Source organism: Streptomyces sp. NPDC046866 (assembly GCF_040704625.1).
Classification (GTDB): domain Bacteria; phylum Actinomycetota; class Actinomycetes; order Streptomycetales; family Streptomycetaceae; genus Streptomyces.
This window is the reverse complement of sequence record NZ_JBEYXN010000014.1, coordinates 91,210-106,889: the sequence shown is the minus strand read 5'-3', so window position 1 is coordinate 106,889 and position 15,680 is coordinate 91,210. Positions and strand designations below refer to the sequence as shown.

At 71.9% G+C, this 15,680-nt stretch carries 13 protein-coding genes; all 13 read right to left on the bottom strand.

Annotated features, from left to right (window positions below; translation table 11 throughout):
* Positions 1–18 precede the first annotated feature (18 nt).
* The 13 genes from AB0953_RS21140 to AB0953_RS21080 all read right to left on the bottom strand — a co-directional run bounded on the left by AB0953_RS21140 (position 19) and on the right by AB0953_RS21080 (position 15,347).
* Entirely contained in the window at positions 19–315 is a 297-nt protein-coding gene (locus AB0953_RS21140) for a YggT family protein (protein ID WP_030155988.1), read from the bottom strand.
* Between the two features lie 74 nt (positions 316–389).
* Complete coding sequence (sepF, locus tag AB0953_RS21135; protein ID WP_366861040.1) at positions 390–998, bottom strand: cell division protein SepF; 609 nt, start codon at positions 996–998, stop codon at positions 390–392.
* A 151-nt stretch (positions 999–1,149) separates the two neighbouring features.
* Positions 1,150–1,869, bottom strand: a complete 720-nt coding sequence (locus tag AB0953_RS21130; RefSeq protein ID WP_366861039.1) for a YggS family pyridoxal phosphate-dependent enzyme — start codon at positions 1,867–1,869, stop codon at positions 1,150–1,152.
* A 3-nt stretch (positions 1,870–1,872) separates the two neighbouring features.
* Positions 1,873–2,604: a peptidoglycan editing factor PgeF gene (gene pgeF / locus AB0953_RS21125; protein ID WP_366861038.1), complete on the bottom strand. Its 732-nt coding sequence runs from the start codon at positions 2,602–2,604 to the stop codon at positions 1,873–1,875.
* The gene (ftsZ, locus tag AB0953_RS21120) at positions 2,601–3,806 is read right to left on the bottom strand and encodes a cell division protein FtsZ (RefSeq protein WP_366861037.1); all 1,206 of its coding nucleotides are present in this window, start codon (positions 3,804–3,806) and stop codon (positions 2,601–2,603) included. The genes pgeF and ftsZ overlap by 4 nt, the downstream gene beginning before the upstream one ends.
* A 280-nt stretch (positions 3,807–4,086) precedes the next feature.
* A complete protein-coding gene (locus AB0953_RS21115; protein WP_366861118.1) occupies positions 4,087–4,812 on the bottom strand; it encodes an FtsQ-type POTRA domain-containing protein in 726 nt (241 codons plus the stop codon).
* Between the two features lie 282 nt (positions 4,813–5,094).
* Entirely contained in the window at positions 5,095–6,189 is a 1,095-nt protein-coding gene (gene murG, locus AB0953_RS21110) for an undecaprenyldiphospho-muramoylpentapeptide beta-N-acetylglucosaminyltransferase (protein WP_366861036.1), read from the bottom strand.
* Between the two features lie 6 nt (positions 6,190–6,195).
* Positions 6,196–7,593 (bottom strand): putative lipid II flippase FtsW, encoded by a 1,398-nt coding sequence (ftsW, locus tag AB0953_RS21105; RefSeq protein WP_366861035.1) that lies wholly within the window; start codon positions 7,591–7,593, stop codon positions 6,196–6,198.
* A gap of 64 nt (positions 7,594–7,657) precedes the next feature.
* On the bottom strand, positions 7,658–9,097 hold the full coding sequence (murD, locus tag AB0953_RS21100; protein WP_366861034.1) for a UDP-N-acetylmuramoyl-L-alanine--D-glutamate ligase: 1,440 nt from the start codon (positions 9,095–9,097) through the stop codon (positions 7,658–7,660).
* Positions 9,079–10,149: a phospho-N-acetylmuramoyl-pentapeptide-transferase gene (gene mraY, locus AB0953_RS21095; RefSeq protein ID WP_361917858.1), complete on the bottom strand. Its 1,071-nt coding sequence runs from the start codon at positions 10,147–10,149 to the stop codon at positions 9,079–9,081. Before mraY ends, murD begins: the two co-directional genes overlap by 19 nt.
* Positions 10,146–11,570, bottom strand: coding sequence for a UDP-N-acetylmuramoyl-tripeptide--D-alanyl-D-alanine ligase (gene murF / locus AB0953_RS21090; RefSeq protein ID WP_366861033.1), 1,425 nt, complete (start codon positions 11,568–11,570; stop codon positions 10,146–10,148). The genes mraY and murF overlap by 4 nt, the downstream gene beginning before the upstream one ends.
* Positions 11,567–13,300: a UDP-N-acetylmuramoyl-L-alanyl-D-glutamate--2,6-diaminopimelate ligase gene (locus AB0953_RS21085; protein WP_366861032.1), complete on the bottom strand. Its 1,734-nt coding sequence runs from the start codon at positions 13,298–13,300 to the stop codon at positions 11,567–11,569. Before AB0953_RS21085 ends, murF begins: the two co-directional genes overlap by 4 nt.
* A 37-nt stretch (positions 13,301–13,337) precedes the next feature.
* The gene (locus AB0953_RS21080; protein WP_366861031.1) at positions 13,338–15,347 is read right to left on the bottom strand and encodes a penicillin-binding protein 2; all 2,010 of its coding nucleotides are present in this window, start codon (positions 15,345–15,347) and stop codon (positions 13,338–13,340) included.
* Positions 15,348–15,680: the final 333 nt, after the last annotated feature.

Below are 15,680 nucleotides of genomic sequence, written 5' to 3'. Positions count from 1 at the left end.
TGCGGGAATGCTCATCGTTCACACGCTTCTCGCAGCGGTGCTCACGAAACTGATGAGGATGTAAACGATGATCATCAGCACGAAGAAGGACAGGTCGAGTGCCACGCCCCCGAGACGCAACGGCGGGATAAAGCGCCGGAGAAGCTTGAGCGGCGGATCGGTCACAGTGTAGGTCGCCTCCAGGACGACCACCATCGCCTTGCCGGGTGTCCACGAACGTGCGAACTGGAAGACGTAGTCCATGACCAGCCGGAAGATCAACACGATGAGGAAGCACATCAGCGCGATGTAGACCACCTGCAGTGCGACGCCCATCCCGCGCTTCCCTCTCCCCTGCTCTCGCTCTGTTCCTGCTCTGTTTCCCGGTCCCCCGTGCCTGACGGATCGGTCTAGCTTTGGTTGAAGAACCCGCCCTCCGCGATGCGGGCCTTGTCCTCCGCCGTGACATCGACGTTAGCAGGCGAGAGCAGGAACACCTTCTGTGTCACGCGTTCAATGCTGCCGTGCAATCCGAACACGAGACCGGCGGCAAAGTCGACAAGTCGCTTCGCGTCGGTGTCGTCCATCTCCGTGAGGTTCATGATCACCGGGGTGCCCTCACGGAAGTGTTCCCCGATGGTACGGGCCTCGTTGTAGGTCCGGGGGTGCAGCGTCGTGATGCGGTACGGCTCCCGCTCGGAGACGACCTTGGGCATGATCACGGGGGCGTTCTTCTCCAGGTTCGTTCGTTCAGGTGTGATGGATGCCACGGGGGCGATTCGCGCAGGACGTCCGCTTTCCACCGGCAAGGGGGTGGGTTCCCGTTGCGCCGGGGGCTGTACGGCTCGTACCGGTTCGTCCGGTACGGGTGTTTGGTGCACGGGCTGCTGGCGCCGGCGGTCCCGCTCCGGTTCCGGCTCGGGTTCGAATTCGTCGTCCGGGTCGTACCCCGGGTTGTCGTACCGGTCGTCCTCCACGAGGCCGAGGTAGACCGCCATCTTGCGCATCGCGCCGGCCATTCTCCGAGTCCTCCGCTCTGTGGTGGATCGCCCTGTCGCAGGTGTGTCGCTGTGTCACCGAAGTCACCAACTGCCCGCGATCCACGCGGTCTGCCCGCCCATCAGCGGGAATGACCATATTTTCTGCTGTGGTCCGACTTTCTTCGCGACGTTACCCGAGCCGGGGTCTCGCGCCGAGTACCGCAGTGCCGACGCGTACATGTGTCGCACCGGCCGCAACGGCCTGCTCCAGGTCTGCGCTCATCCCGGCCGACACCATCGTGGCAGCCGGATGGTCCGCGCGCAGGCGGGATGACAATTCCATCAGCCGCTCGAAGGCGGCCCGTTCGCGTCCCGCGTACGGTCCGACCAGCGGAGCCACGGTCATCACTCCGTCCATCCGCAGTCCGGGCGCCGCGGCCACGAGGTCCGCGAGCTCGGTGAGCTGCTCCGGAGCGGCCCCGCCCCGGCTGCCCCGCCCGCCCGACTCCGCGTCGAGGGCGATCTGCACGAGGCAGCCGAGCTCGCGTCCGCTCTGCTCGGCGGCCGCCGAGAGCGCGGTGACCAGTCGGGGCCGGTCGACCGACTGCACCACGTGCGCGTATTGCGCAACGGAACGGACTTTGTTCGTCTGCAACTGGCCCACGAAGTGCCAGCGCAGCGGCAGTTCCGCGCAGGCCGCGGCCTTGGGGGCGGCGTCCTGGTCGCGATTTTCCGCAACATGACGGACGCCCAGCTCCGCCAGCAGTCGTACGTCGCTCGCGGGGTAGGTCTTGGTGACCACGATGAGCGTCACCTCTTCCCGCTTGCGCCCCGCGGCGGCACAGGCGGACGCGATGCGCTCCTCCACCCGGGCCAGGTTCTCCGCGAGCTCCGACTTACGATCCGTCATCACCTAGTCCAACCAGACATATCCGGCAAGCCGCCCGGTCACCCGGTCGCGGCGGTACGAGAAATGATCCCGCGACTCCAGTGTGCAGACCGGCGAGCGGTGCCGGTTCACCACCCCCAGCCCGGCGAGCTGGGCGTGCACCCCGGCGACGACGTCGACCGCAGGGGTTCCCCAGCTGGTTTCGGAACGGGCCTGCGGTACCACCGCCGCGACCTCGTCGCGCATCTCGGCCGGCACCTCGTAGCAGCGGCCGCAGACCGCCGGGCCGGTGCGGGCGATGATCCGCCCGGGCTCGGCCCCGAGGGCGACCATCGCCTCGACGGCGGCGGGCACGACTCCGGCGACCAGTCCCGGCCGCCCCGCGTGGGCGGCGCCGGCGACCCCGGCGACGGGGTCGGCCAGCAGCACCGGGGTGCAGTCGGCGGTGAGCACCGCAAGGGCGAGGCCCCGGCGGGCGGTCACCACCGCGTCCACCTCGGGGACGTCGGCGGCGGCGCCCCAGGGTCCGGGGACCACCGCCACGTCGCGGCCGTGGACCTGGTTCATCCAGACGACGCGGTCCGGTGCGATGCCCAGGGCTTCCGCCGCCAGTGCCCGGTTGGCCAGGACGGCGGTCGGGTCGTCCCCCACGGCGCCGCCGAGATTGAGCTCCTCGTACGGAACGGCGCTCACCCCGCCCCACCGGTCGGTGAAGGCGAAGTGGGCGCCGTTCTCGATGTGCTGCCCGAGTCTCACTTCAAGAAGTCCGGAACGTCCAGCTCCTCGGCCGGGCTGTCCTGGTAGGGCCGGGCCGTGGGGACCTGCGCCGGGGGCGCCGCCGTCTCGACGGGGGCCGGCTCGACCGGGGCCGGGGGCTCCTCACGAGGGGTGACCGTGCCCAGTCCGCCGAACGCGGGTCGCACCGGCTCGGCCGGGCGGACCGGGGCGGGCGCGGGCTCCTCGCGCTTGGTGGAGGCGGCGCCGATGACGTTGTCCCGGCGGGCCGGGGGCTGTCCGCCGTCGAAACCGGCCGCGATGACGGTGACGCGCACCTCGTCGCCGAGGGCGTCGTCGATGACGGCGCCGAAGATGATGTTCGCCTCGGGGTGGGCGGCCTCGCTGACCAGCTGGGCGGCCTCGTTGATCTCGAAGAGGCCGAGGTCGGAGCCGCCGGAGATGGAAAGCAGCACACCGCGGGCGCCGTCGATGGAGGCCTCCAGCAGCGGGGAGGAGATCGCCATCTCGGCGGCCGCGACCGCACGGTCGTCGCCGCGGGCGGAGCCGATGCCCATGAGGGCCGAGCCGGCCTCGGACATCACGGACTTGACGTCGGCGAAGTCGAGGTTGATCAGGCCCGGGGTGGTGATGAGGTCGGTGATGCCCTGGACGCCGGAGAGCAGGACCTGGTCGGCCGACTTGAAGGCGTCGAGCACCGAGACCTGGCGGTCCGAGATGGACAGCAGGCGGTCGTTGGGGATGACGATGAGGGTGTCGACCTCTTCGCGGAGCTCGGCGATGCCGTCCTCCGCCTGGTTGGCGCGTCGCCGGCCCTCGAAGGTGAACGGCCGGGTGACCACACCGATCGTCAGGGCGCCGAGGGAGCGCGCGATGTTGGCGACGACGGGGGCGCCGCCGGTGCCGGTGCCGCCGCCCTCGCCGGCGGTGACGAAGACCATGTCGGCCCCCTTGAGGACCTCCTCGATCTCCTCGCGGTGGTCCTCTGCCGCCTTGCGACCGACTGCCGGGTTGGCGCCGGCGCCGAGGCCCCGGGTGAGTTCACGGCCGACGTCGAGCTTGACGTCGGCGTCGCTCATCAACAGCGCCTGCGCGTCCGTGTTGATGGCGATGAACTCGACGCCCTTGAGACCGACCTCGATCATTCGGTTGATGGCATTGACACCACCGCCGCCGACACCGATGACCTTGATGACTGCGAGGTAGTTCTGCGGTGCTGCCACGTCGAAGGCCTCTCGCCTCGAGTTACGTGTCGCCGCCTCGCGGGCCTGCGGTGCGACGACTGATGCCGAAATGTGGGACGGTCCGAACGCGCCGACCCGAACCCTAACCCTGAAGTTTAGGGTTAAGTATGTGCCTGATCCCTGGACTCTTCCGAACAGGACACTAAGTCGACAAGTAGCGCGTGTTCAACGAACACGCCGAACCTCCCGTTTTTCTTTTCACCCTATGTGATCACCCGTATCGGTGGCCAACCAGGGTGCGTCGCTGTTCGACCCGACGTCAACTCCCGGACACCGCAGGGGCGGTGGGGACGCTCACGTCGAAGTGGGCTGCCTTGGGCGCCGCTTTCAGCAGGGCCGTCAGCGCGCGGCCCTTCGCCTCACCCTGCTCGCCGCTCCCCCACACCACGGTGCGCCGCCCGGTCAACTCCAGGACGACCGAGTCGTACGAGCCCACCCTGACCTGCACGGTCTCTCCCGCGACCGCCTCCGGGAGGTCCGCGGCGACGCCCACCGCCTCGTGCAGCAGCCGCTCCTCGTCGAAGCGGCGGCCGCTCGGCGACTGCGCCGCGCTCAATTCGAGGACGGGGACGCCGGCGGGTGCTTTCGCAACCGTGTCGAAGCGCACACCCGATGCGTCCACTTCCACGAAGTTGGCGCCCTTTTTGATGAGCAGGACGGGTTTGCGCTCCGTCACTTTCAGCCCGATTCCGTGCGGCCACGACCGCACGACATCGACCGAATCGACACGGGGCAGCCGGCTGCGCACCCGGCCCGCGATCTCGTCGGTGTCCACGCCCACGAGCGGGGACCCGACCGGCACGGCCGCGGCGGCCAGCACCTGTTCGGAGGTGAGGACCTGCGTGCCGCTCGCGGTGACCTTCTCGACCCGGAGCCAGGAGGAGCCGTACAGCACCCAGCCGATCCCGCCGACGAGGAGCGCCGCGGCGGCGAGCAGGACCAGCAGGCGGCCCCGGCGGCGCATCCGTCCGAGGAGGCGGAGCAGGCCGCGGGCCGGTCCGCCGGATCCCCCCGTCGCCCCGGACGCCTTCGGCGGCTTGGCCGCCCGAGGCCCGTTCGGCGCCTTGGACTGCTTGCTCTGCTTGGCCTGCTTGGCCTGCTTGGCCTGCTTCGACGGCTTCGCCGAGGCGGGGGACGTGGGCGGCTTCGGAGAGCCGGGGCCCCTGCCCGCGCGGGCAGGGCGGCCGGACCGGTCGGGGAAGGGTGCCCCGCGCCGTGTGGTCTTCGGTCCGGCCACTGCTGCCTCCTGCGTCCGTGCCTTCCCGCCTCAGCGGGCCCGGTGTGCCGCGATCGCCTCGTACACCATCGCGACCAGCAGCTCGTCGGCGTCCCGGCGGCCGAACTCGGCGGCCGCGCGGGACATCTCGTACAGGCGGTGCGGGTCTGCGAGCACCGGCAGGACGTTGCCGAGCACCCACTCGGGCGTCAGCTCCGCGTCGTCGACGAGCAGGCCGCCGCCGGCCTTGACCACCGGCTGGGCGTTGAGCCGCTGTTCGCCGTTGCCGATCGGCAGCGGGACGTACGCGGCCGGAAGCCCGACGGCGGAGAGTTCGGCGACGGTCATCGCGCCCGCGCGGCACAGCATCATGTCGGCGGCGGCGTACGCGAGGTCCATCCGGTCCACGTACGGTACCGGGACGTAGGGCGGCATCCCGGGCATGTTGTCCACGTGCGGCAGTTCGTTCTTCGGGCCGACCGCGTGGAGGATCTGCACGCCGGAGCGCTGGAGGGTCGGCGCGACCTGCTGGATGGTCTCGTTGAGGCGACGGGCGCCCTGTGAGCCGCCGGAGACCAGCAGGGTGGGCAGGTTGGGGTCCAGGCCGAACGCGGCGCGCGCCTCGGGGCGTACGGCGGCGCGGTCCAGCGTGGAGATCGTGCGGCGCAGCGGGATGCCGACGTAGCGGGCGCCGCGCAGCTTGCTGTCGGGCGTGGAGACCGCGACGGCGTGCGCGTAGCGGGAGCCGATCTTGTTGGCCAGGCCGGGGCGGGCGTTGGCCTCGTGGACGATGATCGGCACGCCGAGCCGCTTGGCCGCGAGGTAGCCGGGCAGGGCCACGTAGCCTCCGAAGCCGACGACGACGTCGGCCTTGGTGCGCTCCAGGATCTCCTCGGCCGCCTTGATGGTGCCGCGCAGCCGCCCCGGGACGGTGATGAGCTCGGGGGTGGGCTTGCGGGGCAGCGGGACGGCCGGGATCAGGCCCAGCTCATAGCCGCGCTCGGGCACCAGACGGGTCTCCAGCCCGCGCTCGGTGCCGAGGGCGGTGATGCCCACGGAAGGGTCCTGCCTGCGCAGGGCGTCCGCGAGGGCCAGCGCCGGCTCGATGTGGCCGGCGGTCCCCCCACCGGCGAGTACGACATGCACCGAAATTCACCGCTCTCCGGACGGACGCCTCGTGACGCGCCGTCTCATCGACTTCCATCTCTGCCCGGTCCGCTTCCAGCCCCTCTTCGGCTGGCGCATCGCGAGCGCCGCGCGCGCGGCCGGCTCCTCCCGCGCGAAGGCGATGAGCAGTCCGACCGCGAACATGGTCGGCAGCAGCGCGGACCCTCCGTACGAGAAGAGCGGGAGCGGGACACCGGCGATCGGCAGCAGGCCGAGCACCGCACCGATGTTGATCACGGCCTGGGCCGTGATCCAGGTGGTCACGCCTCCCGCGGCATAGCGTACGAAGGAGTCCTCCGTGCGTCCGGCCACGCGGATACCCGCATAGCCTAGAGCCGCGAACAGGGCGAGTACCGACAGCGTCCCCGCCAGTCCCAGTTCCTCCCCGGTGATGGCGAAGATGAAGTCGGTGTGCGCTTCGGGCAGTTGTCCCCATTTTTCCACACTGGCACCGAGACCGGAACCGAACCATCCGCCGGAAGCCAGAGCATAGATCCCGTGTACGGCCTGCCAGCACAGGTCGCCCGGGCCCGGATCGGTCGCGCCGATGCAGGCGAGCCGGTCCATCCGGTGCGGGCTGGTCCTGATGAGCAGTGCGACGATCACACCCGCGAAGCCGAGGACGCCGACGAACATCCGCGTCGGCGCCCCGGCCAGCCACAGCAGGCCGAACAGCACGGCCCCGAGGATGACCGCGGTGCCCATGTCGCCGCCCAGCATGATCAGCCCGAGCAGCAGGAAGGCCACCGGGACCAGCGGCACCAGCAGGTGCTTCCACTGGCTCAGCAGCTCCTTGTCGCCCTTGCGGGCCAGCAGGTCGGCGCCCCACAGGATCAGGGCCAGCTTGCCGAACTCGCTGGGCTGGAGCATGAACGGACCGCCGAGGGAGATCCAGTTCTGGTTGCCGTTGATCGACACCCCTATCCCGGGGACCTGCACCAGCACCATGAGGAACAGGGTTGCGGCCAGCACCGGGTAGGACAGCGCCCGGTGGAGCTTGACCGGCATCCGGGAGGCGGCGAGCAGCAGCCCGGTGCCGATCAGGGCGGCCAGGAACTGCTTTTTGAAGAAGTACGCGTCGCCCAGGCCGAGCTGGAGCGCCTTGATCATGGAAGCCGAGTAGACCATCACCAGGCCGAGCACGGTGATGAGCAGCGAGCTGCCGAAAATCAGGTAATAGGCCGTGAGGGGGCGGTCCCAGGCCCTGGCCAACTGCCGCTGCGTACGCCGCAGCCGGGCCAGCGGTCCGCCACCGGGGGGCCGCCGAAGGCCCAGGGCCGGCCGTCTGCGGCCCTGCGGCCGGACGGCCCCGGCGCCTTTCGCGGACCCCGCGGCCTTCCCGGCGGTCGGCCGCCGCCCGGGCAGCACCTGCTTGGCCGGCATCTGTGACCTTCCCCTCCACTCGTACGCTGCGAGCAGCCGGTCGGGGAGGAACCTCCTGCCTGACCTAGGCGCCCTCGGCGGCCAGTTCGCTCACCGCGTCCGCGAATGCGTCCCCGCGCTCGTTGTAGTTCGCGAACATGTCCATCGAGGCACAGGCGGGTGCCAGCAGAACCGTGTCGCCGGGTTCGGCGAGCAGGGCCGCTTCCCGGACCGCAGCGAGCATCGCCCCAGTGTCGGTCCGGTCGAGGTCGACGACCGGGACCTCGGGGGCGTGTCGCGCCAGTGCCTCGGCGATCAGCGCCCGGTCGGCGCCGATGAGCACCGCGCCGCGCATCCGCTTCGCCGACTTCTGCACCAGCTCGTCGAAGGTCGCGCCCTTGGCGAGGCCGCCCGCGATCCACACCACGGGCTCGTACGCGGCGAGGGAGGCCTCGGCGGCGTGCGTGTTCGTGGCCTTGGAGTCGTCGACGTACACGACCCCGCCGACCTCGTCCACGTACGCGACGCGGTGCGCGTCCGGACGGAAGTCGCGCAGCCCGTCGCGGACCGCGCGCGGCGCGACGCCGAAGGCGCGGGCCAGGGCCGCCGCGGCGAGCGCGTTGGCGATGTTGTGCGGGGCCGGCGGGTTGACGTCGGCGACCTCGGCGAGCTCCTGGGCGTTCCGCTGCCGGTTCTCGACGAAGGCACGGTCGACGAGGATGCCGTCGACGACGCCCAGCATGGAGGGGCCGGGGGCACCGAGGGTGAAGCCGATGGCGCGGCAGCCCTCCTCGACGTCGGCCTCCTCGACGAGGCGCTCGGTGGCCGGGTCGGCCGCGTTGTAGACGCAGGCGACGGTGTTGCCCTCGTAGATGCGGCCCTTGTCGGCGGCGTACGCCTCCATCGAGCCGTGCCAGTCGAGGTGGTCGGGGGCCAGGTTGAGCACGGCCGCCGAGTGGGCGCGCACCGAGGGCGCCCAGTGCAGCTGGTAGCTGGAGAGCTCGACGGCGAGGACGTCGTACTCCTCCTCGCCGAGGACCACGTCGATGATCGGGGTGCCGATGTTGCCGACGGCCGCGGTCCTGAGCCCCGCGGCCTTCAGGATCGACGCGAGCATCTGGGTCGTGGTGGTCTTGCCGTTGGTGCCGGTGACGGCGAGCCACTCGGCGGGCTTGCGGCCCGGCCGGGAGCCGCGCAGCTGCCAGGCGATCTCCACGTCCCCGACCACGTCGACGCCGGCCTTCGCGGCGGCCTCGAACAGCGGGCTGCCGGGCTTCCAGCCGGGCGAGGTGACGACCAGGTCGGTGCCCTCGGGGAGGGTCTCGGCGTCGCCGAGTCGGACGGAGATGCCCAGTTCGCCGAGTTCGGCGGCCTTGGCGCGGTGGCCCTCGCCGTCGCCGCCGTCGACCACGGTCACGGATGCGCCGAGGCCGGCCAGGGCGCGGGCGGCGCTGATGCCGCTCACGCCGAGACCGGCGACGGTGATGTTCTTGCCCTGCCAGGAGGTCACTTGTCGGCTGCCCATCCCGCGTAGAAGAGTCCGAGGCCCACGATCACGCACATGCCCTGGATGATCCAGAAGCGGACCACCACGAGGACTTCGGACCAGCCCTTGAGTTCGAAGTGGTGCTGCAGCGGAGCCATCCGGAAGACGCGCTTGCCGGTGAGCCGGAAGGAGCCGACCTGGATGACGACCGAGAGGGTGATGAGCACGAACAGGCCGCCGAGGAGGGCGATCAGGAACTCCGTGCGGGAGCAGATCGCGAGGCCGGCGAGCGCGCCGCCGAGGGCCAGCGAGCCGGTGTCACCCATGAAGATCTTGGCGGGCGAGGTGTTCCACCACAGGAAGCCGAAGCAGGCGCCCATGAGCGCGGACGCGACGATCGCGAGGTCCAGTGGGTCGCGCACCTCGAAGCACGCGTTGGGGTTGGTCAGGGTCTGCGCGTTGGCGCAGGACTCCTGGAACTGCCAGACGCCGATGAACGTGTAGGCGCCGAAGACCATCACGGCGGCGCCGGTGGCCAGGCCGTCGAGGCCGTCGGTCAGGTTCACGCCGTTGGACATGGCCAGGATCATGAACAGGGCCCAGACCACGAAGAGCACCGGGCCGATCGACCAGCCGAAGTCCGTGACGAAGGACAGCTTGGTGGAGGCCGGGGCGTTGCCGCGGGCGTCCTTGAACTGCAGCGCGAGCACGGCGAAGGCGATGCCGACGATCAGCTGGCCCGCCATCTTGGCCTTGGCCCGCAGGCCGAGCGAGCGCCGCTTGACGATCTTGATGTAGTCGTCCAGGTAGCCGACGAGGCCCATGCCCGCCATCAGGAACAGCACCAGCACGCCGGAGAACGTCGGCTGGCTGCCCGTGATCACCTTCGTCAGGGCGTACGCGATGAGCGTGGCCAGGATGAAGGAGATGCCGCCCATGGTGGGCGTGCCCTTCTTCCCGGCGTGGCCGCGCGGGCCGTCGTCACGGATGAACTGGCCGTAGCCCTTGCGGGCCAGCAGCTTGATCAGCAGCGGGGTGCCGACGACGGTCAGGAACATGCCGATGACACCGGCGAACAGGATCTGCCTCATCGGTCGGCACCCTCGCCCTCGCCGACCAGCAGCGCCTGAGCGACCCGCTCCAGGCCGATCGACCTGGAAGCCTTCACCAGCACGACGTCCCCCGGGCGCAGTTCACTGCGCAACAGGTCGATCGCCGCCTGCGCGTCGGACACGAGCACCGACTCCTCACCCCACGAACCCTCGTTGTAGGCGCCCAGTTGCAGCCAGGACGCTTCCCTGCCCCCGACTGCGACGAGCTTGCTCACGTTGAGCCGGACGGCAAGCCGTCCCACCGCGTCGTGCTCGGCCAGCGAGGCGTCTCCGAGCTCGGCCATGGGACCGAGCACCGCCCACGTGCGCCCCCCGTTCGCCCTGGCGGCGCCGCCCATGGCGGCCAGCGCACGCAGTGCGGCCCGCATGGACTCGGGGTTCGCGTTGTAGGCGTCGTTGACGACCGTAACGCCGTCCGCCCGCTCGGTGACCTCCATCCGCCACCGGGACAACGTGCCCGCCCCGGAGAGCGCGGTGGCGATCTCCTCGACGGACATGCCCAGCGTGTGGGCGACGGCGGCCGCTGCGAGCGCGTTCGACACGTGGTGCTCACCGTACAGGCGCAAGGTCACTTCGCCGCACCCGGTGGGTGTGTGAAGTGTGAAGGAGGGCTGTCCTGCGGGTGTCATCCGGACCTCGGTGGCCCGTACGTCGGCGTCCTCGGCCTCGCCGAAGAGCACCGTGCGGGCCTTGGTCCGGGCGGACATCGCCCGCACCAGGGGGTCGTCGGCGTTGAGGACGGCCACGCCTCCGTCGGCCTCGGCCGGCAGGGCCTCGACCAGCTCGCCCTTGGCCACGGCGATCTGCTCGCGGCCGCCGAACTCGCCGATGTGGGCGGTGCCGACGTTGAGGACGAGGCCGATGCGCGGCGGGGTCAGACCGGTGAGGTAGGCGATGTGGCCGATGCCGCGGGCGCCCATCTCCAGCACCAGGTGCCGGGTCTCCTCGGTGGCGCGCAGCGCGGTGAGCGGCAGGCCGATCTCGTTGTTGAGGGAGCCGGGCGTCCACACGGTGGGCGCGTGGGCCTGGAGCACCTGGGCGATGAGGTCCTTGGTGGAGGTCTTGCCGGCGGAGCCGGTCAGGGCCACCACGTCGGTGCCCAGGCGTTCGACGACGGCCCGGGCCAGGGCACCGAGGGCCCTCTCGACGTCGGCGACGACGATCGCGGGCACCCCGACCGGCCGGGCGGCGAGGACGGCCGCGGCGCCGGCGGCGACGGCGCGCTCGGCGTAGTCGTGGCCGTCGACGTGCTCGCCGGCGAAGGCGGCGAACAGGCTGCCGGGCTCCACCTGGCGGGAGTCGATGACGACGGGACCGGTGATCCGTACGGACGGATCCGGTATGTCGTGGGGCCGCCCGCCGGTGATGTCGGCGATCTCGGCGAGGGAGAGGGCGATCACTGGTTCACCTCGGCCTGGGGGACGCTTCGCTCGTGCGGCTGCGCGGTGCGCGCGGCCTGTGCCTCGATCGCGGCGCGGAGCACCGCGCGGTCGTCGAAGGGGCGCACGACACCGGCGGTGTCCTGGCCCTGTTCGTGGCCCTTGCCGGCCACCAGCACGGTGTCGCCGGGCTCGGCGCGGGCGACGGCCGCGGCGATGGCCGCGGCGCGGTCGGCGTCGACGAGGACCGTGCCGCGCTCCTCGGCGGGGACGGAGACGGCGCCCTCGAACATCGCGGCGAGGATCTTCAGCGGGTCCTCGGAGCGCGGGTTGTCGGAGGTCAGCACGGCGGTGTCGGCGAACCGGGCGGCGGCGGCGCCCATCGGGCCGCGCTTGGTGGTGTCGCGGTCGCCGCCGCAGCCGAGCACGATGTGCAGCCGGCCCGCGGTGACCTCCCGCAGGGCCCGCAGCACCGACTCCACGGCGTCGGTCTTGTGCGCGTAGTCCACGACGGCGAGGTACGGCTGCCCCGCGTCCACCCGCTCCAGCCGGCCCGGGACCCCGGGGACGGCGGCGACGCCGTCGGCGGCGGTCTGCGGGTCGAGGCCCGCGGCGGCCAGCGTCGCGATGGCGGCGACGGTGTTGGCCACGTTGAACGGGCCGGGCAGCGGGGCCCTGGCGCTCACGCGCTCCCCGTTCGGGCCGAGCACGGTCAGGGTGGAGTCCATGTGCCCGAAGACGACGTCCTCGGCGCGCCAGTCGGCGCCCGGGTCGCCGGCGGCGGAGAAGGTGACGACCGGGATCTCCGACTCCTTGGCGAGGCGGCGACCGTACTCGTCGTCGACGTTGACCACGCCCAGGCGGGCCCGGCGCTCGGTGAAGAGCTGGGCCTTGGCCTGGAAGTAGTCCTCCATGTCGGAGTGGAACTCCATGTGCTCCGGGCTCAGGTTGTTGAAGACGGCGACGTCGAAGACGCAGCCGTCGACCCGGCCGAGCACGAGGGCGTGGCTGGAGACCTCCATGGCGACGGCCTCGACGCCGCGTTCGCGCATGACCGCGAAGAGCGCCTGGAGGTCGGTGGCCTCGGGGGTGGTCCGCTCGGACTTGATGCGCTCGTCGCCGATGCGCATCTCGACCGTGCCGACGAGTCCGGTGCTGCGGCCCGCGCCGCGCAGTCCGCCCTCGACGAGGTACGCCGTGGTGGTCTTGCCGGAGGTGCCGGTGATGCCGATCTGGAGCAGCCCCTCGCCGGGACGGCCGTAGATCGCGGCGGCGAGCGCGCCCATCCGGCCTCGCGGGTCGGCGACGGCCAGGACCGGCAGCCCGGTCGCGGCGGCGCGCTCGGCGCCCGCCGGATCGGTCAGCACGGCCGCGGCGCCGAGGGCGGCCGCCTGGGCCGCGAAGTCGGCGCCGTGCATGCGGGCGCCCGGCAGGGCCGCGTACAGGTCGCCGGGGCGCACGGCACGGGAGTCGTGCGTGATGCCGGTGATCTGCGGCTGCGGCTGCTGCGCGGCGCCGGGGGCGTCGAGACCCAGCAGGGCCGCCAGCTCGCCGAGCGGGGTCGGCCGGGCGGTCGCGGGCCGGGGCGCTCCCGGCGGCGTTGCCGGGGCGTCTTTCTGGGTGGTTCTGGGCTGATCAGCGTGGGGCACGGCGGTGAGCGTACCCGGCGCGGCGGGCCGGTAGCCAAGCGAGGGCCCGGCCGGGGCGGCTTCGGCGGACTGGTTCCCGGGTTTCGGGGTGATCGTTGTCACTGATGGTGCCTCAGGCGGTTCGGGCCGGCGGGCCGGGTCACGGAGCGGGCTGCGGGCTGGGCTGCGGAGCGGTCGGGGGTGCGGCCGGCGGACCGGCGTCGTAGGTGACGGGGAGCCCGGCGGGGGCGCTTCCCGAAGGGGCGACCTGGAGGGTCTTCAGGGCGAACTCCATGACCTTCTTGTAGATGGGTCCGCAGATCTGGCCGCCGAAGTAGCTGCCCTTGGTGGGGTTCTGGATGGCGCAGTAGACGGTGATGCGGGGGTTGTCGGCAGGGGCGAAGCCGGCGAAGGAGGCGGTGTAGCCCTTGTAGCGGCCGGTGGCCGGATCCACCCGGTTGGAGGTGCCGGTCTTGCCGCCGACCCGGTAGCCGGGGATCTTCGCCTTGGTTCCGGTGCCCTCCTGGTCGTCGACCACCGATTCGAGCATCTCGGAGAGGGTGTGGGCGGTCTCCTTGCTGATCACGCGGGTCTGCTCGGGGGCGGGAGCCGGGGTGAAGCGGCCGTCGGGGCCCTTGGTGCCGCGCACCAGGGTCGGCTCGATCCGCACGCCGCCGTTGGCGATCGTCGAGTACACGGAGGCCGCCTGCATGGCGTTGAGGGACAGGCCCTGGCCGAAAGGAATCGTGTACTGCTGGGAGGTCGACCAGCTCTCGGGTCGGGCGAGCAGGCCCCGGGACTCGCCCGGGTAGTTCAGGCCGGTGGGCTGCCCGATGCCGAACCGGGTCAGGTAGGAGTACAGGACCCGGTTGGCCTCGGGCTGGGTGGCGCCGAGCTGGCCGGTGGCCAGGATGGTGCCGATGTTCGAGGACTTGGCGAGGACCCCGTTGAGGGTCAGGTACCAGGTCGGGTGGTCGACGTCGTCCTTGAACAGCCGGTCCCCGCGGTGGAGCCGGTTGGGGACCTCGACGTGGGTCTCGGGGGTGGCCTTCTTCTCCTCCAGGACCGCGGCCATCGAGATGACCTTGGCGGTGGAGCCGGGCTCGTAGACGTCCTGGAGCGCCGCGTTGCCCATGGCCGCGGAGCTCGCCTTCGAGAGGTCGTTCGGGTCGAAGCCGGGGGCGTTGGCCATGGCCAGCACCTCGCCGGTGCGGGTGTCCTGGACGATGACGTAGCCGCGGTCGGCCTCGGACTTCCTGACCTGCTCGGCGATGGCGCTCTGCGCCGCCCACTGGATGTCGCGGTCGATGGTCAGCTCGACGTCCTCGCCGGGCACGGCGGGCTTCTCGCTCGACCCGGCGGTGGGCACGCGGCGGCCGCCGGACTGGGCGTAGGTGATTTCGCCGTCCTTGCCGGAGAGCTTCTTGTCGAGGGCGGACTCCAGGCCGCCGGCGCCCCTGCCCTCGGCGTTGACGTAGCCCAGTATCCCGGCGGCGAGGTCCCCGTTCGGGTAGACGCGCTTGCTGCTGTCCTCGTTGAAGACGCCGGCCAGGACGTTGGCGCCGGGGCCGTTGGCCCGCTTGTCGGCGGCGGCCTTCTCCGCGAAGACCCGCTTGAGGTCCTTGATCTGGTTCCAGACCTGCGGGGTCTGGCGGCGCGCGAGGATCACGTAGCGGCTGTTCTTGGTGCGCAGCTTGCCGGCGAGCTCTCCGGCGTCCGTGCCGAGGATGGGCGCGAGGAGGGCGGCCGCCTGCTCGGGCGCGTCGGGGGCCTTGCTCTCCTGCGGGGTGAACATCTTCGGGTCCGCGGTGATGTCGTACGCGTCCACGCTGGTGGCCAGGGCGACGCCCTTGCGGTCGGTGATCTCGCCGCGCTCGGCGGCCAGGGTGTAGCTGGTGAACCGGTTCTCGGAGGCCTTGGCCGAGTACGCGGAGGCGTCGACGGCCTGCACTTGGAGCAGGCGTACGACGAAGGCCAGCATCACCAGCGTCAGGCCGACGCCGACCAGCCGCAGCCGGGGCTTGGGACTCCCGAGCCGGATCGTGTGCGGGGCCCGCGCCCCGCCGGACCGCCGCCCGGCATCGACCCGCGGCCGGTCGCCGCCCCGGGCATCGACCCGGGCCCGCTCCCCGCCGGGCCGGGGCACGCGCCGCCCGTCCCTGAACGTCACCGGCCCACCTCCCGGTCACCCACCGGCCCGCAGAACCGGACCCCGCCGTCGCCCGGGACACGGACCACCCCGGCCCCGCCGGCGATCGAGCCGCGGGGGCGGGGGCGGGGGCCCCGGAGCAACCCGGCTCCGCCGGCGATCGTGGCGCGAGGGCCGGCGCAGAGCCCCAACCCGGCCCCGCCGGCGACCGAGGCGCGGAGTCCGGGGCAGAGCACTGATCCGGCCCCGCCGACGACCGAGACGCGGGGTCCGGGGCGGAGCCCCGACCCAGCCCCGCCGGCGTTTGAGGCGCGGGGGCCGGGGCGGGGCCCGGGGGAGCGGTGAAGGGGCGGG

Coding starts and splice junctions, on each gene's coding strand:
- AB0953_RS21140 (WP_030155988.1), bottom strand. CDS start 315: ATGGGCGTCGCACTGCAGGTGGTCTACATCGCGCTGATGTGCTTCCTC.
- sepF (WP_366861040.1), bottom strand. CDS start 998: ATGGCCGGCGCGATGCGCAAGATGGCGGTCTACCTCGGCCTCGTGGAG.
- AB0953_RS21130 (WP_366861039.1), bottom strand. CDS start 1,869: ATGACGGATCGTAAGTCGGAGCTCGCGGAGAACCTGGCCCGGGTGGAG.
- ftsW (WP_366861035.1), bottom strand. CDS start 7,593: ATGCCGGCCAAGCAGGTGCTGCCCGGGCGGCGGCCGACCGCCGGGAAG.
- murD (WP_366861034.1), bottom strand. CDS start 9,097: ATGGGCAGCCGACAAGTGACCTCCTGGCAGGGCAAGAACATCACCGTC.
- mraY (WP_361917858.1), bottom strand. CDS start 10,149: ATGAGGCAGATCCTGTTCGCCGGTGTCATCGGCATGTTCCTGACCGTC.